This is a genomic window from Pseudomonas sp. PL-6 (assembly GCF_054110165.1).
Genome location: NZ_CM134189.1, coordinates 1,212,896 through 1,233,647 on the forward strand (window position 1 = coordinate 1,212,896; position 20,752 = coordinate 1,233,647).

16 protein-coding genes and 1 other RNA gene are annotated in these 20,752 nt (G+C 66.5%); 9 read left to right on the forward strand and 8 right to left on the reverse strand.

Annotated features, from left to right (window positions below; genetic code table 11):
- Positions 1–10 precede the first annotated feature (10 nt).
- Positions 11–1,267: an integrase domain-containing protein gene (locus ACW9UL_RS05475; protein ID WP_457790915.1), complete on the reverse strand. Its 1,257-nt coding sequence runs from the start codon at positions 1,265–1,267 to the stop codon at positions 11–13.
- A 185-nt stretch (positions 1,268–1,452) separates the two neighbouring features.
- Positions 1,453–1,809, reverse strand: a transfer-messenger RNA (tmRNA) gene (ssrA, locus tag ACW9UL_RS05480).
- A 131-nt stretch (positions 1,810–1,940) separates the two neighbouring features.
- Here ssrA and ACW9UL_RS05485 point away from each other — a divergent pair.
- Complete coding sequence (locus ACW9UL_RS05485; protein ID WP_457789397.1) at positions 1,941–4,856, forward strand: hybrid sensor histidine kinase/response regulator; 2,916 nt, start codon at positions 1,941–1,943, stop codon at positions 4,854–4,856.
- A gap of 58 nt (positions 4,857–4,914) precedes the next feature.
- On the opposite strand, the gene ACW9UL_RS05490 is transcribed toward ACW9UL_RS05485, so the two are convergent.
- The 3 genes from ACW9UL_RS05490 to ACW9UL_RS05500 form a co-directional block, all read right to left on the reverse strand.
- Complete coding sequence (locus tag ACW9UL_RS05490; RefSeq protein WP_122107630.1) at positions 4,915–5,160, reverse strand: PA2433 domain-containing protein; 246 nt, start codon at positions 5,158–5,160, stop codon at positions 4,915–4,917.
- 74 nt (positions 5,161–5,234) lie between these two features.
- Positions 5,235–6,455: an RtcB family protein gene (locus ACW9UL_RS05495; protein ID WP_457789399.1), complete on the reverse strand. Its 1,221-nt coding sequence runs from the start codon at positions 6,453–6,455 to the stop codon at positions 5,235–5,237.
- A 49-nt stretch (positions 6,456–6,504) separates the two neighbouring features.
- Entirely contained in the window at positions 6,505–8,349 is a 1,845-nt protein-coding gene (locus ACW9UL_RS05500) for an Lnb N-terminal periplasmic domain-containing protein (protein ID WP_457789401.1), read from the reverse strand.
- Between the two features lie 138 nt (positions 8,350–8,487).
- On the opposite strand from ACW9UL_RS05500, the gene ACW9UL_RS05505 reads away from it, so the two are divergent.
- Complete coding sequence (locus ACW9UL_RS05505) at positions 8,488–8,808, forward strand: TraR/DksA family transcriptional regulator (protein ID WP_457789403.1); 321 nt, start codon at positions 8,488–8,490, stop codon at positions 8,806–8,808.
- On the opposite strand, the gene ACW9UL_RS05510 is transcribed toward ACW9UL_RS05505, so the two are convergent.
- Positions 8,801–10,441 carry a cation:proton antiporter gene (locus tag ACW9UL_RS05510; protein ID WP_397496244.1) on the reverse strand — a complete coding sequence of 547 codons (1,641 nt, stop codon included), beginning with the start codon at positions 10,439–10,441 and terminating at the stop codon, positions 8,801–8,803. The genes ACW9UL_RS05505 and ACW9UL_RS05510 overlap by 8 nt on opposite strands.
- A 145-nt stretch (positions 10,442–10,586) precedes the next feature.
- Here ACW9UL_RS05510 and ACW9UL_RS05515 point away from each other — a divergent pair, with 145 nt between their 5' ends.
- The 7 genes from ACW9UL_RS05515 to ACW9UL_RS05545 all read left to right on the forward strand — a co-directional run bounded on the left by ACW9UL_RS05515 (position 10,587) and on the right by ACW9UL_RS05545 (position 17,096).
- The gene (locus ACW9UL_RS05515) at positions 10,587–13,076 is read left to right on the forward strand and encodes a Lon protease family protein (RefSeq protein ID WP_122107626.1); all 2,490 of its coding nucleotides are present in this window, start codon (positions 10,587–10,589) and stop codon (positions 13,074–13,076) included.
- Between the two features lie 165 nt (positions 13,077–13,241).
- Positions 13,242–13,583: a PA4575 family protein gene (locus ACW9UL_RS05520; protein WP_021443601.1), complete on the forward strand. Its 342-nt coding sequence runs from the start codon at positions 13,242–13,244 to the stop codon at positions 13,581–13,583.
- Positions 13,584–13,774: 191 nt separating this feature from the next.
- Entirely contained in the window at positions 13,775–14,269 is a 495-nt protein-coding gene (locus ACW9UL_RS05525; protein WP_021443600.1) for a TIGR00645 family protein, read from the forward strand.
- Positions 14,270–14,409: 140 nt separating this feature from the next.
- Complete coding sequence (locus ACW9UL_RS05530) at positions 14,410–14,715, forward strand: DUF6482 family protein (RefSeq protein WP_021443599.1); 306 nt, start codon at positions 14,410–14,412, stop codon at positions 14,713–14,715.
- Positions 14,716–14,725: 10 nt separating this feature from the next.
- Positions 14,726–16,261 (forward strand): cryptochrome/photolyase family protein, encoded by a 1,536-nt coding sequence (locus ACW9UL_RS05535; protein WP_457789407.1) that lies wholly within the window; start codon positions 14,726–14,728, stop codon positions 16,259–16,261.
- Positions 16,258–16,404, forward strand: a complete 147-nt coding sequence (locus ACW9UL_RS05540; RefSeq protein ID WP_021442569.1) for a DUF2256 domain-containing protein — start codon at positions 16,258–16,260, stop codon at positions 16,402–16,404. The genes ACW9UL_RS05535 and ACW9UL_RS05540 overlap by 4 nt, the downstream gene beginning before the upstream one ends.
- A 62-nt stretch (positions 16,405–16,466) precedes the next feature.
- Positions 16,467–17,096, forward strand: coding sequence for an FKBP-type peptidyl-prolyl cis-trans isomerase (locus ACW9UL_RS05545; RefSeq protein ID WP_021442570.1), 630 nt, complete (start codon positions 16,467–16,469; stop codon positions 17,094–17,096).
- A gap of 145 nt (positions 17,097–17,241) precedes the next feature.
- Here ACW9UL_RS05545 and ACW9UL_RS05550 read toward each other — a convergent pair whose 3' ends face one another.
- Both ACW9UL_RS05550 and ACW9UL_RS05555 read right to left on the reverse strand, forming a co-directional pair.
- A complete protein-coding gene (locus tag ACW9UL_RS05550; RefSeq protein ID WP_457789409.1) occupies positions 17,242–17,469 on the reverse strand; it encodes a PA4570 family protein in 228 nt (75 codons plus the stop codon).
- Positions 17,470–17,605: 136 nt separating this feature from the next.
- The gene (locus ACW9UL_RS05555) at positions 17,606–20,665 is read right to left on the reverse strand and encodes a multidrug efflux RND transporter permease subunit (protein WP_457789411.1); all 3,060 of its coding nucleotides are present in this window, start codon (positions 20,663–20,665) and stop codon (positions 17,606–17,608) included.
- Positions 20,666–20,752: the final 87 nt, after the last annotated feature.

Genomic DNA, 20,752 nt, shown 5'->3' on the forward strand with positions numbered 1-20,752 from the left:
CGTCTATTTGTCAGCGAATCGAAACGACTTTCCGATCCTGACTTTCCCTGATAGCCGACATCGACAGATTTCCCGTAGCAGCTTCCTGAATGTGCTCACTCCACCAGGCCATCATCGGGCGCCTACGCTCAATGTAGTCCGCCCGGTTGTAGGCGCTGCGAACCTCGTCCTTGTCGACGTGGGCAAGCGCTACCTCGATCAATTCAGGATCCCAACCGTGTTCGTTGAGGATGGTGCTGGCCATTGAGCGCATGCCATGGCTGACCAGGCGCCCTTCGAAACCCATGCGTTTTAGTGCCATGTTGGCGGTCTGGCTGTTGCAGTGGGTGCGAGGGTTCCGGTCTGCGGGGAACACGTATTCCCTGTGCGCACTGTAGGGCTTGATCGCTTCCAGGAGCGCGAGAGCCTGCTCCGTGAGCGGGACGATGTGCGTGCGGCGTTTCTTCATGCGTTCCGCAGGAATCGTCCAGATCTTCTTCTCGATGTCGATGTCCGCCCAGCGTGTGGTTGCTGCCTCCGCTGGCCGGGTCATGGTGTGGAGCTGCCACTCGATCAGGCAGCGAGTGGTCCTTTTGATGCTCGCATTGGCGACTGCCACCATGAGCTCTTTCAGCTCATCGGGAGGGAGCGCCGCCATGTTCTTCTTCTTCGGCTTCTTGAAGACGGAGCGGATCCCACTGAGCGGGTTCGCGTGAATCAGTCCCGAGTTGACTCCGTAGGTCATGATTTCGTTGAGCCGCTGCGTCAGCCGCTTCACGGTCTCAAGGCTGCCCTTGGTTTCGAGCGGTCGGAGCAGGTTGATGACCTGAGGGGCATTGATGGCGGAGATTGGCGTGGTGCCCAAGTCCGGGAAGATGTGCAGAGTGAGGGAGCGCCAGATGTCCTCGGCGTAGGCCTGGGTCACCGCATCCTTTTTCAGCTCATACCAGGCCGTCGCCACGTTCTGGAAGGTGTGTTCGGTCGCCGCCTTCCTGGCCTGCTGTACGGCATCCCGTTTCTCTTTGGGGTCGATACCGTGGGCGAGGAGTTCACGTGCCTCAACGGTGCGCTTGCGTGCTTGCGCCAATGAAACTTCGGGGAAGGTCCCAAGGCCCATGTTGATCCGGTTCTTCGTCACCGGGTGCCGGTAGTTGAAGTTCCAGAGCTTTGAGCCATTGCTTCTCACTCGCATTTGAAGGCCGTCACCATCACTCAGGACGTAGTCCTTCTCTTGAGGTTTGGCGGCTTTGACCTTGAGGTCCGAGAGGCGGGTGGCTTGGGCGCACATGGGGTATTCCAGGAACAGTTTCGGTATTCCAAAAATTACCAGTGGATGGCTTGGAATACCACTTGGAATACCGGATTTCATGGATCCTGCTGGACGCTATCGGATCGCGATGACGCTGAAGGCCCCGTATTTACTGGGTTTCAGGCACAAAAAAAGACGTCCGTGGACGTCTTTAGATGTGTTGTTGGTGGAGCCGGGGGGATTTGAACCCCCGTCCGCCAGCTCTCCGCTATCGGTTCTACATGCTTAGCCATCTCTACTGAGTTAACTCCGCGCGGCCCGAGTGGCAGGGCGCTTGGAGCGAGCTGTATGAGTTTTAGCCGTTACGTCTACAGCGAACTTGGCGGCGATCCTGTTCTATATGACTGACCAGATCTTCGGGTTTACAGGCATCCCCTAGGGTCAGCTGGCGCCCTTAGGCGGCCAGAGCGTAGTTGTCGTCGTTGGCAACTATGAAGTTGTGGCAGCGGATTTACGAGAACTGTCACCTACTCGGCATGCCCCTCAAGTTTCGTTACCGGCGTCGAATCCTAATCGGCCCCAAAACCTTCGTGGTTACAGCTAGGACGCGGAGTGTACGGCAAAGGTTCCATAACGTCGACTGCGGATTCCAGCGCGGGAAGCTATGATGGCGCCTGGCGTCCCTCTGCGCGCCCTATGGAAAGGAGTCGTCATGCCGAGTTCTAGCCGCTACCCCCTGCGTCAGTGGATCTGGCGGGCCTTCGTGCAGAGCGCGCTGATCCCGTTGATCCTGGTGGAGTCGGTGTTGATTGCGGCGTACCTGCTGAGCAATCAGGCGATTCGCGACACGCAGATCGGCCATCTGCAGGAGGCGGCGGTGAAGGACCTGGCCAGTGCCGCGCTGCGCGAGGGGCAGATCGTCGATGGCCGCCTGCGTTCGATCGAATCGCTGGTCCAGGTGTACCGCGACGCGACTCAGCGCGCGCTGCTCGATACCGGCTATCAGGCCGACGAACTGGAGCGTCAGCGCCATACCAGCACCGACAGCGGGGTGTTCTACACCCGCAGCGACGACGGCCGCGCCGCCTCCTTCTACGCCAACAGTACGCCGCTGGCGCAGCAGGATCACGCCAAGGTCATGCGCCTGTCGCAGCTCGATCCGCTGATGCGCTCGATCCATGAGGCCAACCCGCTGGTGGCGGCGCTGTATTTCAACAGCTGGGACAGCTACAACCGCATCTATCCCTGGTTCGACACGCCGGCGCAGTATCCCCATGACATGGTGATCCCGGATTACAACTTCTATTACCTCGCCGACGCCAAGCACAACCCCGAGCGCAAGGTGGTGTGGACCGAGGTCTACCTCGATCCGGCCGGCCTCGGCTGGATGATGTCGGCCATCGCCCCGGTCTATCGCGGCGATTTCCTCGAGGGCGTGGTGGGCCTGGACATCACCGTCGGCCAGGTGCTCGGCGAGATCGCCGAGCTCAACGTGCCCTGGCAGGGCTACGCCATGCTGGTCAGCCACGACCACAACATCATGGCGCTGCCGGCCGCCGGCGAGCTGGATTTCGGCCTGCGCGAGCTGACCCATTACTCCTACGAGGAGGCGGTACGGCGCGAGGTGCTCAAGCCCGAGGACTTCAACCTGGCCAAGCGCGAGGGCATGGAGCCGCTGCTGCAGGCGATGAACGAGGGCCGCGGCAACGTCCAGGAGGTGCTGCTTGGCGGGCGCAAGCAGCTGGTGGCCTGGAGCGAGATTCCGCAGACCGGCTGGCGCCTGTTGCTGGTGGTGGACGAGGAGCAGATCTTCCACGACACCAACCAGCTGGCCGAGCGCTACCTGCAGATCGGCTACCTGCTGATCGCCGGCCTGCTGGCCTTTTACCTGATGTTTTTCGCCTGGATGTGGCTGCGTTCGCGGCACCTGAGCAACCAGCTGGCGCACCCCATCGCCGATATCGTCGAGATGGCCGGCAGCCTGGGCCAGGGCAACTACCTGCCGGCGGCGCCGGACAGCCGGATCGCCGAAGTCAGTCGCCTGGCGGACGCGATGCAGCAGGCCGGGCGCCAGCTGCAGGCCAGCGAGCAGGAGCGCCAGGAGGCGCAGAACATCCTCCAGCTGGTGCTGGAGAGCACCACCGAGAGCCTCTGGCAGATCAACGCCCGCGACCTGACCATCGACCTCAGCGACCGCTTCGTGCGGCGCTTCGGCCTGGGTGCGCGTCACCTGAGCCTGAGCGAGTTCAACCAGCGCGTGCACCCGGACGACCTGGAGCGCCTGCGCCACCTGCGCAAGCACTTCGCCGAGAGCGGTGACGAGCATTTCGACGCCGAGTACCGCTACCTCGACTGCCAGGGCCAGTACCTCTGGCTGCTCAGTCGCGGCAAGGTGCTGGAGCGCGACGCCAAGGGCTGGCCGCTGCGCGTGGCCGGCACCCATGTCGACATCACCCGTCTCAAGCAGGTGCAGGAGGAGTTGCGCCACGCCAGCCTCGAGGCCCTGGCGGCCAGCCAGGCCAAGAGCCGTTTCCTGTCGAGCATGAGCCACGAGCTGCGCACGCCGCTCAACGCCATCCATGGCTTCGCCCAGCTGATCGAGATGGAGGCGCAGGACAAGGCCGATGCCAAGCTGGAGTGCGACTACGCCCACGAGATCGTCAACGCCAGCCGCCATCTGACCGCGTTGGTCGACGACATCCTCGACCTGTCGAGCATCGAGAGCCGCCGTCAGCAGCTGCAGTTGCAGCCCCTGGAGATCGGCAGCCTGCTGGCCGGCTGCGCCGAGCTGGTGCAGCCCGAGGTGCAGCAGCGCCAGCTGCAGCTGCAGGTGATGGCCGCGGCCGAGCCGCCGCTGTTCGTCCAGGGCGACCCGCGCCGGGTGCGGCAGATCCTGCTCAACCTGCTGTCCAACGCGATCAAGTACAACAGCCCGCAGGGCCTCATCCGCATGGGCTACGAGGTGCGCGCCGACTGCGTGCGGCTGTGGGTCGACGACACCGGCCCGGGGCTGTCCGGCGAGCAGCAGGCGCAGCTGTTCCAGCCGTTCCAGCGCCTAGGTCGGGAGAGTTCGAACATTCCCGGCACCGGCATCGGCTTGGTGCTCTGCCGCGAGCTGGCCAGCCTGATGGACGGTGAGATCGGCGTGCGCAGCGAGCCGGGTGTGGGCAGCCGCTTCTGGCTCGACCTGCCCAGCGCCGCGCGGCCGGACGAGACCGACGCCGATGCGCCAGAGCAGTCGGCGCAAAGCGAGCGGCGCCTGGTGCAGGTGCTGTGCGTGGAGGATCACCCGGCCTGCCTGAAGATTCTCCAGGAGGCGCTGCGCGAGTTCGCCGAGGTGCGTGGCGCGGGTACCCGCCAGCGCGCGCTGGCCGAGCTGCAGGACAACGAGCCGGCGCTGTTGCTGCTGGATATCGACCTGCCGGACGGCAACGGCCTGGAGATACTCGACGCCATGCGCGCCGAGCCACGGCTGCGCGAGGTGCCGGTGCTGGTGATCAGCGCGGTGGCCGACCAGGCGCTATTCGAGGAAGCCAGGGCGCGCGGGGCCTCTGCCTGCCTGAGCAAACCGGTGGACTTGCAGGAGGTGCGGCATCTGGCGCTGGAGCTGCTCTACACCGGCTACTAGGCAGCAGTGCTGCAGGCGCCGCCAGGCCGGCGCCTACGACCAGCAACTGAGCCGGCGACTACTCGCTGGCTTCCAGCAGATTGATGGCTTCGCCCAGCACCTTGACCGATTCGCTGTGGTTGCCGGCCTTGTGCAGGGCTTCGCCTTCGGCGCGCAGTTCCTTCACCTTGGCCAGCACGGTGGGGTCGGCCGGTGGGTCGCTTTGCAGCATGGCGTCGATCTTGGCCATGTCCGCCGGGCAGTGCATCGCCCAGAGGGGCGCGCTGAGCAGGGCGGCGGCGAAGAAGGCGGTTAGGCGGCGCATAATGGCTCTCCAGAACGGGACGGTGGGACCTTCAGTATAGAAAGCCGTGTCGCGGCGTCATCTCCGCCGGTCACTCAGCCCTTCACGCACACCAGCTGGCGCAGGCTGTGCACCACTTCGACCAGGTCGCGCTGGGCCGCCATCACCGCCTCGATGTCCTTGTAGGCCATGGGGATTTCGTCGATCACGTCCTTGTCCTTGCGACATTCGACATGGGCGGTGGCGCGCAGCTGGTCGGCCAGGTCGAAGCGCTTCTTCGCCTGGCTGCGGCTCATCACCCGGCCGGCGCCGTGGCTGCAGGAGCAGAACGCCTCGGCATTGCCCAGGCCGCGCACTATGTAGCTGCGCGTGCCCATGGAGCCGGGGATGATGCCCAGCTGGCCTGGCTGCGCCGACACCGCGCCCTTGCGCGTGACCAGCACCTCGCGGCCGAAGTGGCGTTCCTGCTGCACGTAGTTGTGGTGGCAGTCCACCGCCTCCAGCTGCGCCTCGAACGGCCGGCCGAGCACCTGGCGGGTGGCCGCGATCACCGCCTGCAGCATCAGTGCGCGGTTCTGCCGGGCGTAGTCCTGGGCCCAGCCGACCGCCTCGAGGTAGTCGGCGAAGTGGCGGCTGCCTTCCTCGAAGTAGGCCAGGTCCTTGTCCGGCAGGTTGGCCAGGTGCTGGCGCATGTCGGCCTGGGCCAGCTCGATGAACAGGTTGCCGATGGCGTTGCCGACGCCGCGCGAGCCGCTGTGCAGCATCAGCCAGACGCGGTCGGCCTCGTCCAGGCAGAGTTCGATGAAGTGATTGCCACCGCCCAGGGTGCCGAGGTGCACACGGTGGTTGCTCTTCTCCAGGCGCGGGTGCTTGGCGCAGATTGCCCGGAAGCGCCCGGCCAGGGCGCGCCAGGCCGCGTCGGTGGCGGCCGGCACCTCGTCCCAGGCGCCGATGTCGCGCTTGCCGAAGCTCTTGCCGTGCGGCACCGCGCGTTCGATGGCGCTGCGCAGGCGGTGCAGGTTGTCCGGCAGATCCGTGGCGCGCAGCGAGGTGCGCGCGGCGACCATGCCGCAGCCGATATCCACGCCGACCGCGGCGGGGATGATGGCGCCGAGGGTGGGGATCACGCTGCCGATGGTCGAGCCCTTGCCCAGGTGCACGTCCGGCATCACCGCCAGGTGCTTGAAGATAAAGGGCATCCGCGCGGTGTTGAGCAGTTGCCGGCGGGCTTCGTCCTCCACTGGCACGCCGCGGGTCCAGAGCTTGATCGGTTTGCCGCCGGCGACGTGCAGCAGCTGCGGGCCGTGGTCGTTCATGCAGGGGGTCCAGGCTGGTGCGACAAGGCTATTGTGCGCCTGCCGGCGCTCAATAGTGATACCAGCGCAGCTCCAGCTTCACCTCGTTGACCGGCGCGGCGAGCTGGCTGAACTCGCGCTGGGCGCTCAGGCGCAGGCCGAGGTCGGTGCGCACTTCCCATTGCTGGTTCAGCGACAGGCGACGGCGCACCTCGCCGTTGTGGAAGTAGTCGCCGGCCGCCTCAAGGGTCAGGTTGCCCAGCGTGTTGCGCCACAGCAGGCCGGTGTTGAAGCCCAGCGCCGGGGCGACGAAGGCGGCGAAGTCGCGGTTGTGCTCCAGGCGCGCGGTGGCCAGGGCGAAGCCCAGGGTGCCAGCGCCGAGCTGCCAGGTGGCGCCGCCGCCGCCGCCGACATGCGCCACCAGCGGGCTGTCGCCGTCTGCGCCGAGCACCCGTTCCAGGCCGCCGCCGACCTGCCAGGACCAGGGCTGGAGCAGGGCGTCGCGCGGCGTCAGCGAGCGGATGTTGGCCAGGTCCAGGCGCTGCACTTGCCAGTGGTTGCCCTCGTACTGGCGCAGCTTGAGCTGGGCGATCTCGATCTGCGCGCCGAGGGGGAAGCCGTCGAGGTTGTCGTTGAGGTCGTGGTAGGCCATGCGCAGGCCGTATTCGGCGAAGGCGCGATCCTCGCGGCTGCCGCCGGCCAGCTGCCAGGTGCGTGACTGGTGGCCTTCCTCGGGCAGCAGCGGGCGTTGCAGCGCCAGCGGCGGCGGCGGGTTGCGGTTGACCGCGCCGAGCAGCTGGAAACTGCGCTCGGCGGTCTCGCCCGTGCGCGCCTCGCCGCTGGCGCGGTAGCGCACCAGGCGGAAGGCGGCGTCCTGGATCAGCGCGCGGCGCTCGCTCGGCAGGCTCTGGAACGGCGCCGCGCCGAGCTGCGCGGAGTCGCCGGCCAGGCTCAGCACCCAGGCCTTTTCCGCCGCACCCAGCGGCTCGGCGCGGCCCAGCAGTTCGCGCTCGCGCGAGGGGCGGTAGTCGATGCGTTCGATCAGCCCGGCGTCCTTCACCGCGCGCACGGTGTCGGTGGGGATGGCGGTGATCGGGAAGTGCTCGGTCAGCTCGATGCCGGGGCGGGCGATCTCCAGCAGTTCGAGCAGGCGGTAGGAGCAGTTCTCGTCGAAGAAGAAGTAGTCGAAGCGCACCTGCTTGAGTTCCCACACGTGCTCGACCATGCGCCCGGTTTCCTCGGGGCTGAGGTTGAGTCGGTATTCCCACAGGTCGCGGTTTTCCAGGCGGCTGTACTCGCTGAGTTTCTCGCGGTAGGGCACCAGGGCGAACAGCCCGGGATAGCCGCCCATCAGCCCGCGCCAGGCGTAGAGGATGCTGTTGTCGTCGCCCTCGATAAAGGCGCCGAAGTTCAGCGCGTAGCTGAGCAGGGCGGTGTTGTGGCTGTCGACGTCGGCCTGGTCGATGCGCAGCAGGGTGTGGCCGAACATGGACGAGGGGCTGTTGAGGTAGGCGGCGGGGAACACCAGCACGGTGCTGTGCGGATTGACGTCGGCGAACCAGGCGCGGTATTCGGCGCAGTCCGGGCTGGGCAGGTCGTCCAGCGCCAGGCGCTCCTTTAGCCAGCGGGTGCGCGCCGGGTAGACGCACTGCGGGTGGCGGTCACCCAGCTCGGCCGGCTGGTACAGGGCCTCGAGCGTGGCGGCCAGCTCCGCGGCCGGATCGCTGGCGCCAGCCTCGGCGAGGAAGAAGGCCTGGTCGTCGACGTAGCTGCGCCAGCCGCCGAGCTTGCCGGTCTCGTAGTGGCCGAGGGCAATCCAGTAGGGATCGGCGGCCAGTGTGGCCAGCGGCGGGGGCGAGGCGGCCTGCAGCGGCAGGCTGAGGCTCAGGGCGAGGGCGGCGAATGTCCGTTTCAAGGTCGCTGTTCTTCTAATAGTGGCGATGGCCGAGCTTTGGCCAGGCGCGTGGCGGGTGTCAAGGCGGTGCTTGCGCGGTTGCCGTGCAACTTGGCCGGCAGCGGCCACACTTAAGTCATCGCCTCGAGGAGTTGCATCATGACCGCCCACGACACCGCCGCCGTGCTCGACGGCCTGCTGGCCGAATACGGCGCCCGCGCCAACGCCATCCGCCGCGACCTGGGGCGCAGCCATTCGGCGGATTTCGCCGAGCAGGCGCAGCAACGGCAGAACGACGAGGTGCTCGAGGCGCTGCTGGCCGAGGCCGAGGCCGCCTTGCGCCAGGTCGGCCTGGCCAAGCAGCGCCTGGCCGAGGGCCACTACGGCGAATGCCAGCGCTGTGGCGAGCCGATCGAAGCCGGGCGGCTCAGGGCGCTGCCGGCGGCGGAATTCTGCCTGCGCTGCGCCGCGCTCAACTGAGCGGCTGGCCGACCTCTTCCAGTAGCCGCCGCGCGGCCGAGTCGGCGGCGTCTATATAGGGCTGCAGCACGCTGGCCGCGCCGGCGCGGGTAAAGGCCTCCAGGTCGCCCTCGCGGAAGGCGCTCAAGGTCACCTGGCCGCGGAAGCCGGCGCTGCGCGCGGCGCGCAGGAGGATGGCGTTGACCTCGCGCTGGGGGATGGTACTGACCAGCGCGCGCGCCTGCTGCAGCGGCAGATGGGCGATGAAGTCGTGATCCTCGGCATCGCCGTAGCACACCGTCAGGCCGGTGCGCCGGGCACTGGCCAGGGCTTCCGGGTTGAAGTCGACGCCGAGCACGCGCAGCCCGGCGTCTTCCAGGCGGTGCGCCAGCTGGCGGCCGTAGCGGCCCAGGCCATAGACGATCACCTCCGGCTGCTGGCTGTCGCTGGCGCTGTCGGCGGCGTTCTCGCGGTGCGCCACGCGCCGCTCGAACGGTCCCAGCCAGGGCGACAGGCGCTCGAACAGCGGCTGGGCGTAGAGAATCATGTAGGTGGACAGGGTGATGGTGATCACCCCCACCAGGGTGGTCAGGCCCAGGGCTTCGCCGCCGACGTGGCCGAGGCCGATGCCCATGGCGACGAAGATGATCGAGAACTCGCTGATCTGCGCCACGGTGAGCCCGGCCATGAAGCCGGTGCGCTTGCGGTAGCCCATCGCGCCCATGATCGCCATGACGATCAGCGGGTTGCCGATCAGCACGAACAGCGACAGCAGCAGGGCGCTGCCGAGCTGGCCCTGGAAATGGGTGAAATCCAGCTGGATGCCCAGGTGCAGGAAGAAGAACAGCAACAGGAAGTCGCGCAGGCTGGTCAGGCGGCTGGCGATGGCCTCGCGCAGCGGCGTCGAGGCCAGGCAGAAACCGGCGATAAAGGCGCCGATCTCCTTGGACAGGCCCAGCGCCTCGGCGCCGCCGGCCAGCAGCGTGCCCCAGGCGATGGCCACCAGCATCAGCAGCTCCGGCGAGCGCGCCATGGGGGCGAGCAGGTGCGGCAGGGCGTAGCGCATCAGGATGTAGAGCAGGATCAGGCTGCACAGCAGTACCGTGATCAGCGCCAGCGGCGACAGGCCCTGGCGTTCGCCCGCCGCCGGCTGGTAGAGGTTGATCGCCAGCATGGCCAGCACCACGGCGATGTCCTGCACGATCAGAAAACCCATGGCGATGCGCCCGTGCAGCGAATCGATCTCGCCTTTGTCCGACAGCAGCTTGACGATGATGATGGTGCTGGAGAAGGTCAGCGCCACCGCCACGTAGGTGGCGGTCAGCCAGTCCAGGCCGAGCAGGCGGCACAGCAGCAGGCCGAACAGGATGGTGAAGGTGAGCTGGCCCAGACCGGTGGCCAGCGCCACCGGGCCGAGGGTGCGCACCAGGCGCATGTCCAGTTTCAGGCCGACCACGAACAGCAGCACGGTGATGCCGATCTCGGCCAGCAGGCCGAGCGAGGCGTGGTCGCCGGACAGGTTCATCGCCGCCGGACCGGCGAGGATGCCGACCAGGATGTAGGCGATGATCAGCGGCTGGCGCAGGCGCACCGCCAGCATCCCGAACAGCGCGGAGAGGGCGAGCAGGGCGGCGATTTCCTGGAATAGGCTCATGCGGGGCGTCCGGTGAGAGGAGCGCGACACTTTAAGCGGCACTGGGCGCAGGAGGCTGCCCTGGATCAAGCTTAGCGCTTGTCCGGGGCCGCGGATGGGGCCATGATTTCCCCCAGGCCCCTGCCTTCCCGCCTAAGGATTTACGATGCCCGACTCCGTTGCTGCCAGCCTGCGGCTGCCGCCCGACTCCCTGACCCGCCCCTTCGCCCCCGAGCAGTTCAACTTCACCAGCACCGACGACCTCGAGCCCTTCCGTGGCGTGCTCGGTCAGGCTCGCGCGGTGGAGGCCCTGCAGTTCGGCGTGGCCATGCCGCGCCCCGGCTACAACGTGTTCGTCATGGGCGAGCCGGGTACCGGACGCTTCTCCTTCGTCCAGCGCTACCTCAAGGCCGAGGCCAAGCGCATGGAGACCCCGGCCGACCGGGTCTACGTCAACCACTTCGACGAGCCGCGCGAGCCGCGCGCGCTCGAACTGCCAGCCGGCACCGCGAGCGATTTCATCGCCGACATCAACCAGTTGATCGACAACCTGCTGGCCACCTTCCCGGCGGTGTTCGAGACGCCCACCTACCAGCAGAAGAAGAGCGCCATCGATCGCTCCTTCAACAAGCGCTACGACCAGGCGCTGGACGTGATCGAGAAGCTGTCGCTGGAGAAGGGCGTGGCCCTGTACCGCGACAGCAGTAATATCGCCTTCACCCCGATGGCCGACGGCAAGGCGCTGGACGAGGCCGAGTTCGCCCAGCTGCCGGAAGCCGAGCGCGAGCGCTTCCATGCCGACATCGCCCTGCTCGAGGAGCGCCTCAACGAGGAGCTGGCCAGCCTGCCGCAGTGGAAACGCGAGTCGAGCAACCTGCTGCGCCAGCTCAACGAGGAGACCATCACCGTCGCCCTGCAGCCGCTGCTGGCGCCGCTGTCGGAGAAATACGCGGAGAACGCCGGCGTCTGCGCTTATCTGCAGGCGATGCAGGTCAATCTGCTGAAGACCGCGGTCGAGCAGCTGGTCGACGTCGACAAGGCCGACCCGCAGCTGCGCAAGCTGCTCGAGGAGCAGTACTGCCCGAGCCTAGTGGTCGGTCACCACGCCAACGGCGGCGCGCCGGTGGTGTTCGAGTCGCACCCGACCTACGACAACCTGTTCGGCCGCATCGAATACAGCTCCGACCAGGGCGCGCTGTACACCAGCTACCGCCAGTTGCGCCCCGGCGCGCTGCACCGCGCCAACGGCGGCTACCTGGTGGTGGAGGCGGAGAAGCTGCTCAACGAGCCCTTCGTCTGGGAGGCGCTCAAGCGCGCCCTGCATTCGCGCCAGCTGAAGATGGAGTCGCCGCTGGGCGACCTCGGCCGCATCGCCACCGTGACCCTCAATCCGCAGGTCATCGCGCTGCAGCTGAAAGTCATCATCATCGGCTCGCGCCAGCTCTACTACGCGCTGCAGGACCACGACCCGGACTTCCAGGAGATGTTCCGCGTGCTGGTCGACTTCGACGAGGACATTCCCCTGGCCGAGGACAGTCTGGAGCAGTTCGCCCAGTTGATGAAAACGCGCACCTCGGAGGAGGGCATGGCGCCTTTGACCGGCGCGGCGGTGGCGCGCCTGGCCACCTACAGCGCGCGCCTGGCCGAGCATCAGGGCCGTCTGTCGGCACGCATCGGCGACCTGTTCCAGCTGGTCAGCGAGGCCGACTTCATCCGCCACCTGGCCGGCGAGACGCTCACCGACGTCGGCCATATCGAGCGCGCCCTCAAGGCCAAGGCCACCCGCACCGGGCGGGTGTCGGCGCGGATCATCGACGACATGCTGGCCGGCATCATCCTGATCGACACCTGCGGCGCCGCGGTCGGCAAGTGCAACGGCCTGACCGTGCTGGAAGTGGGCGACTCGGCCTTCGGCGTACCGGCGCGCATCTCCGCTACCGTCTATCCCGGCGGCAGTGGCATCGTCGACATCGAGCGCGAAGTCAGCCTGGGTCAGCCGATCCACTCCAAGGGGGTGATGATCCTCACCGGTTTTCTCGGCAGCCGCTACGCCCAGGAATTCCCCCTGGAGATTTCCGCCAGCATCGCCCTGGAACAGTCCTACGGCTACGTCGACGGCGACAGCGCCTCGCTCGGCGAGGTCTGCACGCTGATCTCGGCGTTGTCGCGCACGCCGCTCAAGCAGTGCTTCGCCATCACCGGCTCGATCAACCAGTTCGGCGAAGTGCAGGCGGTCGGCGGGGTCAACGAGAAGATCGAAGGCTTCTTCCGCCTGTGCGAGGCACGCGGTCTGACCGGCGAGCAGGGGGTAATCATCCCCCATTCCAACGTCAGCAACCTGATGCTCGACGACCGCGTGCTGCAGGCGGTGCGTGCCGGCCAGTTCAACGTCTACGCCGTGCGCCACGTCGACGAGGCGCTGAGCCTGCTGGTCGGCGAGGCGGCCGGCCATCCGGACGAGCAGGGCCGTTTCCCCAAGGGCAGCGTCAATGCGCGGGTGGTCGAGCGCCTGCGTGAAATCGCCGAGATCGACCTGGAGGAAGACGGCAAGCACGCCGAGGCGGCCAAGGCCAAGGCCGAAGCCGAGCCCGTCGCCGCCAAGCCGGCCAAGGCGCCGCGGCGCAAGAAGGGCGAAGGCGAGGGCGCCGCGGGCTGAACAAATCTTGCACGATTGTCCCGGATCGCCCGGGGCAACCGTGCCGGCATCGTTGTTCAGCCGTCATGCACAGAGTTATCCACAGATTGCGGGGATAACTTTGGCCTTCACAGTGCGGCCGCTCGGGGTGTAGGCTGGAGCCTGGAATCCGCGAGGGTCGCCGCCATGCCGCGTAGCCTCTGCCTTACCCGCCAATGCCTGGGCCTGGTCACTCGTATCGAATGCGTGATCCGGCCGCTGGCCGGGGAAAACGGACTTTGGACGCTGCTCTGCGCGGCCGGCATGTCCGGCGCGCAACCCTCGGCGATCAAGGCACAGGGCCCGTTCTACGGGCCTTTTGTCGCCGAAGGGGTGCTTGCGTCCATCGCCGAGAGCCTGGCCCAGCAGGGCTATGCCGAATGCTTCGAACCACCCATCTGGCGCCTGCACCTGCAGGCCGAACTGCGTCGCCTCAACGGCGAGCGCCGTCGACCCACCGGGTGCTACCAGTTCCAGCCGGAGACCTGAGGGTCACATCTGCGCGGCTTTTGTACAGCGCCGCCCAGGCCGCAGGCCATGCCCCGTCGCGCCGCGCAAGGCGCCATTGCCCACAGCTTTATCCACAGAAAGCGTGGATAACCGCCGAGGCCGTCGCGCGCTTTGTCTGGCGCGGGCGGCTGGGTATACTCGCGCCAGTTTTGACCCTGCAGTGAGTCCCTATGGAACGCCTCATCGAAAACGCCATGTACGCCTCGCGCTGGCTGCTGGCCCCGATCTACTTCGGCCTGTCGCTGGCGGTGCTGGCACTGTCGATCAAGTTCTTCCAGGAGCTGTACCACATCCTGCCGCAGATCTTCACCCTCGCCGAAGCCGACGTGATCCTCAAGCTGCTGTCGCTGATCGACATGGCTCTGGTCGGTGGCCTGCTGGTGATGGTGATGCTGTCCGGCTACGAGAACTTCGTCTCGCGCCTGGACATTCGCGAAGGCACCGAGAAGCTCAGCTGGCTGGGCAAGATGGACTCCGGCTCGCTGAAGATGAAGGTGGCCGCCTCCATCGTGGCGATCTCCTCGATCCACCTGCTCAAGGTGTTCATGGACGCCAAGAACTACGACCTCGAGTACCTCAAGTGGTACGTGATCATCCACCTGACCTTCGTCGGCTCGGCCTTCGCCATGGGCTATCTGGACAAGCTGACCAAGTACGACGGCTGAGTCGTCCCGGGGCTCCACCGCCGCCCGGCCGTTGCAAAACGGACGGGCGGTTTGCTTTCTGCCTTGTGCTTTTATCTGCTTGTACAAAAATTGTATATGAAGTGATTTTTGTATAGCTTTGCCTGCGTAAGGAGAGCCCCATGAATCTGCAAGACCTGTCCAGCCATGCCCACGCCGGGCACATCGACGAGCTCAACCTGATCTCCATGGAGGGCGGCATCTATCTGCTCGAAGCGCAGATGGACGGCCGCGCCCACCCGCTCAGCGACAGCCAGGGCGCCACCCTGCACCTGCGCTCGGTGGAACATGCGCGCGACCTGCTGCACGAGCTGCCGAAGGTGCCGTTTAACCTGGTGCACGCGGTGGTGCACGACGAGATGTGCGGCATGCCGGCCGGTAGCCAGGACTGCCTGAAGGTGCCGATTTCCCTGCGTTCCAGTTGGTGATCGGGTGAGGGTGAGCGCGCGCCGCCTGGCCCTGGTGCTCGGCGACCAGCTCAGTTTCGATCTGGCCAGCCTGCAGGGGCTCGACCCGGCGCAGGACGTCGTGCTGCTCGCCGAGGTCGCGGAGGAGGCCGGCCATGTGCCGCACCATCCGCAGAAGATCGCCCTGATCTTCAGCGCCATGCGCCACTTCGCCGCGGCGCTGCGTGAGCGCGGCCTGCGCGTGCAGTACGTGCGCCTGGACGATGCCGACAACAGCGGCTCGCTGCCTGGCGAATTGCTGCGCTGGGCTGATCATTTCGGCGCCCAGGAAATCCACCTTACCGAATGCGGCGACTGGCGCCTGGAGCAGGCCCTGCGCCACTGCGGCCTGCCGATTCACTGGCATGTCGACCAGCGTTTTCTCTGTAGCCGCGAGGCGTTCGCCGCCTGGGCCGGCGGGCGCAAGCAGCTGCGCATGGAGTACTTCTACCGCGAGATGCGCCGCCGCAGCGGCCTGCTGATGAACGGCGACGGCACGCCGGTGGGCGGCGCCTGGAACTTCGACGCCGACAACCGCAAGGCCCTGCCGCGCGGTGTGCGCCCGCCGCAGCCGCTGCGCAGCGCCCCCGACGCGATCACCGGCGAGGTGCTGGCGCTGGTGGCCGCGCGTTTTTCCCACCACTACGGCAGCCTGGCGGCCTTCGACTACCCGGTGACCCACGCCGAGGCCGAGCGGCTCTGGGCGCATTTCCTCGCCCGCGGCCTGGCGGATTTCGGCGACTACCAGGACGCCATGGCCAGCGGCGAGCCCTACCTGTTTCACGCGCGCATCAGCGCCGCGCTGAACATCGGCCTGCTCGACCTGCGCCGCCTGTGCGCCGACGTCGAGGCCGCCTATTGGGCCGGGCGGGTGCCGCTGAATGCGGCGGAGGGCTTTATCCGCCAGCTGATCGGCTGGCGCGAGTACGTGCGCGGCATCTACTGGCTGCAGATGCCCGAGTACGCCGAGGGCAACGCCTTCGGCAACACGCGTGCGCTGCCTGCGTTCTACTGGACCGGCAACACCCGTATGAACTGCCTGCGCCAGGCCATCGGCCAGACCCTGGAGCACGCCTACGCCCACCATATCCAGCGGCTGATGGTCACCGGCAACTTCGCCCTGCTCGCCGGCATCGCGCCCAAGCAGATCTGCGATTGGTACCTGGCGGTGTACATGGATGCCTTCGACTGGGTCGAGCTGCCCAATACCCTGGGCATGGTGATGCACGCCGACGGCGGCTACCTGGGTTCCAAGCCCTACTGCGCCAGCGGCCAGTACATCAAGCGCATGTCCGACTACTGCAGCGGCTGCGCCTACAAGGTCAGCGAGAGCAGCGGCGAGTCGGCCTGTCCGTTCAACGCGCTGTACTGGCACTTCCTTATGCGCCACCGCGAGCGGCTCGAGCGCAACCCGCGCCTGGGCATGGTCTATCGCAACCTGGCGCGCATGGACGAGGCCAGGCAGCAGGCGCTGTGGGACTGGGGCGAACGCCTGCTGGCCCGCCTGGATGCCGGGGAGATGCTGTGAACAAGCGCCAGTTGCCGGTGAAAAGCTGCGCGGTCTGCGGGCTGCCGTTCACCTGGCGCAAGAAATGGGCGCGCTGCTGGGACGAAGTGCGTTACTGCTCCGAGCGCTGCCGACGGCGCCGTTCCGCCAGCATGGGCGCGTGACGACGGGCCGCGCTTCTGTGCTAGTCTGGCCGGCCTTTTTGCAGCCCCAAGCGGAGCCTTTCATGTCCGAATTCACCTTCAGCCCCGATCTGTCCTCCGACGAGGGCCGCGTCAGCTACGGCATCGGCCGTCAACTCGGCGGTCAACTGCGCGACAACCCGCCGCCCGGCGTCGACCTGACGGCCATCCTCGCCGGCCTGACCGACGCGTTCGGCGGCCAGGCCAGCCGCGTCTCCGAGGCCGAGCTGGGTGCCAGCTTCAAGGTCATCCGCGAAATCATGCAGGCCGAAGCCGCCGCCAAGGCCGAAGCCGCTGCCGGCGAAGGCCGCGCCTACCTGGCCGAGAATGCCAAGCGCGAAGGCGTGACCGTGTTGCCGTCGGGCCTGCAGTACGAAGTACTGGTGGCGGGCGAGGGCGCCAAGCCGTCGGCCGACGACCAGGTGCGTACCCATTACCACGGCACCCTGATCGACGGCACCGTGTTCGACAGCTCCTACGAGCGCGGCCAGCCGGCGGAATTCCCGGTCGGCGGGGTGATCCCGGGCTGGGTCGAGGCGCTGCAACTGATGGGCACCGGCAGCAAGTGGCGCCTGCACGTGCCGAGCGAGCTGGCCTATGGCGCCCAGGGCGTCGGCAGCATCCCGCCGCACAGCGTGCTGGTGTTCGATGTCGAGCTGCTCGATATCCTGTAAGCCTTGGACACAGGCTGTCGCTGCGGGGCGCATGGCGCACCCTACCTGACAGCGAGAAAGGCCAACGAAACGGGGCGCCCTGGAAACAGGGCGCCCCGTTTGCGTTTCAGCGATTGCGCCGCGAGCACCGAATGGCGGTTTCGACTTAGGGCCGCAAGGCCCGCGCGTAGCAGTAGAGGAACAGGCTGCGCACCAGCTCCTTGAGCACTATGGGTTCGCTGGAGTTGAGTTCGTGCAGGTCCAGATCGCCCTGGTCACGCAGCTCGTCCAGGGCTTCCTCTTCGAGCATGGCGCAGACCTCGCCGGTTTCACGATTGAGGATGCGCAGATAGGGATGCGGGCGGTCCAGCCAGGCATCGATCAGGTAGGTCATGGCAGGTCTCCTTGGCCGTCTTTACGTAACTGAGAATAATTCCTATTACATAAATAGCAAGGACTAATTACGCCTTTCTGTCGTACGCCGGCTGTAGGGTGTCGCGGCCCTGCGACACCCTACGGGCAGGCACTGCTCAATGGGCGGGCGAAGCCTGTGCCTGTTCCTGCCGCTCGGCATCCGGCTTGGCCAGCAGGCTGTAGACGCAGGGCAGGACGAACAGGGTGAACAGCGTGCCGACGCTCATGCCGGTGGCGATGACCAGGCCGATGTCGAAGCGGCTCACCGCGCCGGCGCCGCTGGCGAGGATCAGCGGCACCATGCCGAACACCATCGCCGCGGTGGTCATCAGCACCGGGCGCAGGCGGATCGCCGCCGCTTCCTCGATGGCCTCGCGCAGCGGCAGGCCCTTGTCGTGGCGCAGCTGGTTGGCGAACTCGACGATGAGGATGCCGTGCTTGCTGATCAGGCCGATCAGCGTCACCAGGCCCACCTGGGTGTAGATGTTCATGGTCGAGAAACCGAGGAAGATCGGCACCAGTGCGCCGCAGATCGACAGCGGCACGGTGACCAGGATCACCAGCGGGTCGCGGAAGCTCTCGAACTGCGCGGCCAGCACCAGAAAGATGATCGCCAGGGCCAGGGCGAAGGTGACGAACAGCGCGCTGCCTTCCTGGATGTACTGCCGCGAGGCGCCGGCATGGTCGAAGCTGTAGCCGCGCGGTGCTTCCTCGCGGGCGATGGCGGTGATGGTGTCGATCGCCTCGCCCTGGCTGACGATGGGCACGCCCTCGATGATCGCCGAGTTGAGCTGCTGGAACTGCTTGAGCTTGGTCGGCCGGGCGCGGTCGCTGAGGCTGATCAGGGTGCCTAGCGGCACCATGACGCCGCTTTCGCTGCGCACGTGGTAGCTGTCCAGCCAGCCCGGATTGTCGCGATAGGCGCGCTCGACCTGGGCGATCACCTTGTAGCTGCGCCCGTCGATGGTGAAGCGGTTGATCTCGCCCTCGCCGAGCAGGCTGGCCAGGGTGACGCCCAGGTCCTCCATGGACACGCCCATCTGCGCGGCCTTGGCGCGGTCGATGTCGACCACGATTTCCGGCTTGTCGAAGGCCAGGTCGATATTGAGGAAGGCGAACTTGCCCGACTCCAGCGCGCGCGCCTTGATGCGCTCGGTCACCTGCAGCAGCGACTCGTAGTCGTTCGGCGTGTTGATCACGAACTGGAACGGCAGGCCCTCGCCGGTGCCCGGCAGCGACGGCAGGTTGAAGCCGAAGATCTGCAGGCCGGGGATGTGGTTGAGCCGCGCCTGCACCTCGGGAAGGATCTCCATCTGGGTGCGCTCGCGCTCGTTCCAGGGCGTCAGCAAGAAGCCGCCGATGCCCGACTGCACGCCGTCGAAGCCGTTGATCTGGAACGAGGAGTAGTACTCGGGGAAGGTCTTGAAGATCTCCACGAACTGGTCGGTGTAGGCGTTGACGTAGTCGAGGTTGGTCGGCTGCGGTGCGTTGGCGAAGAGGAACACGATGCCCTGGTCTTCCTCGGGCGCCAGTTCGCTTTGGGTGAAGCTGAGCAGCACCGGGATCAGCGCCATGACGATCAGGGCGAACACCACCACCACCGGGCGGGTGTTGAGGGTGCCGTGCAGCATCTTCTGGTAACGCTGCTTGAGCCGGTCGAAGATCAGATCCAGGCGATGGGCCAGCCCCGAGGGGTTCTCGTCATGGCGCAGCAGCTTGGCGCACATCATCGGCGACAGGGTCAGGGCGACTATGCCGGAAATGATCACCGCGCCGGCCAGGGTCAGGGCGAATTCCTTGAACAGCGCGCCGGTCAGGCCTTCGAGGAAGCCGATGGGGGCGTACACCGCGGCCAGGGTGATGGTCATCGACACCACCGGCACGGCGATCTCGCGCGCGCCCTCGATGGCAGCGTCGAACGGCGTCTTGCCCTCCTCGATATGGCGGTGGATGTTCTCCACCACGACGATGGCGTCGTCCACCACCAGGCCGATGGCCAGCACCATAGCCAGGAGGGTGAGGAGATTGATCGAGTAGCCCATCAGCTGCATGAAGAACAGCACGCCGATCATCGACAGCGGGATGGTGATCACCGGGATCAGCACCGAGCGCAGCGCGCCGAGGAACAGGAACACCACGACTATGACGATCAGCACCGCCTCGATCAGGGTCTTGACCACCTCGTCGATGGACGCCTGGATAAACAGGGTGGCGTCGTAGGCGATGGCCACCTTGAGGTTCGGCGGCAGCTGCGCCTCCAGTTCGGGGAGGATGCCGCGCACCTCCTTGATCACCTCCAGCGGGTTGGCGCTCGGCGTGCCCTTGATGGCGATGTACACCGAGGGGATGCCGTCGAAGGAGCTGATCGAGTCGTAGTTCTCCGCGCCCATTTCCACCCGAGCGATATCGCGCACCAGCACGCGGGTATCGCCGAGGGTCTTCACCGGAATCGCGCCGAAGGCCTCGGCCGACTTCAGGTCGGTGCTGGCGTTGATGCTGGTGACCACGTACTGACCCTTCACCTCGCCGGCGGCGGAGAGGAAGTTGTACTTGCGCACTGCCTCGTTGAGGTCGCCGGCGGTGACGCCGTAGGCGGCCATCTTCACCGGGTCCAGCCACAGGCGCATGGCGAACACCTGGTTGCCGAGGATCTGCGCCTCGGCCATGCCGGGCAGGGTGGCCAGCTTGGGCTGGATCACCCGGGAGAGGTAGTCGGTGATCTGCGGGTTGGACAGCTCGTCGCTGTAGAAGCTGACGTACATCAGCGCCGAGGCGTCGGCCGCCTCCTTGGACAGCACCGGGTCTTCGGCGTCCTGCGGCAGCTGGTTCTTCACCTCGTTGGCCTTGGCCAGCAGCTCGGTGAACAGGCGGTCGGTGTCGGCGCCGATGCGCGCGTAGATGGAGATGGTCGACAGGTTCTGCTGGCTCGACGAGGTCATGTAGTCGATGCCTTCGGCGCTGGCCAGGCTCTGCTGCAGCGGCTGGGTGATATAGCCCTGGATGGTCTCGGCGTTGGCCCCGGGGTAGGCGGTGGTCACCGTGATCAGGGCGTTCTCCATCTGCGGGTACTGACGGATGCTCAGCTTGCCGAAGGCCTGGAAGCCGAGCAGCACGATCAGCAGGCTGACCACTGTGGCCAGCACCGGACGGCGGATAAAAGGATCGGTAAAAGCCATAAGGATTTCCTTGGCTGTTGTCATCCGTAGGAGCCGGCATGCCGGCGAGATCTGGCTTGGGGCAGATCGCCAGCGGGCTGGCTCCTA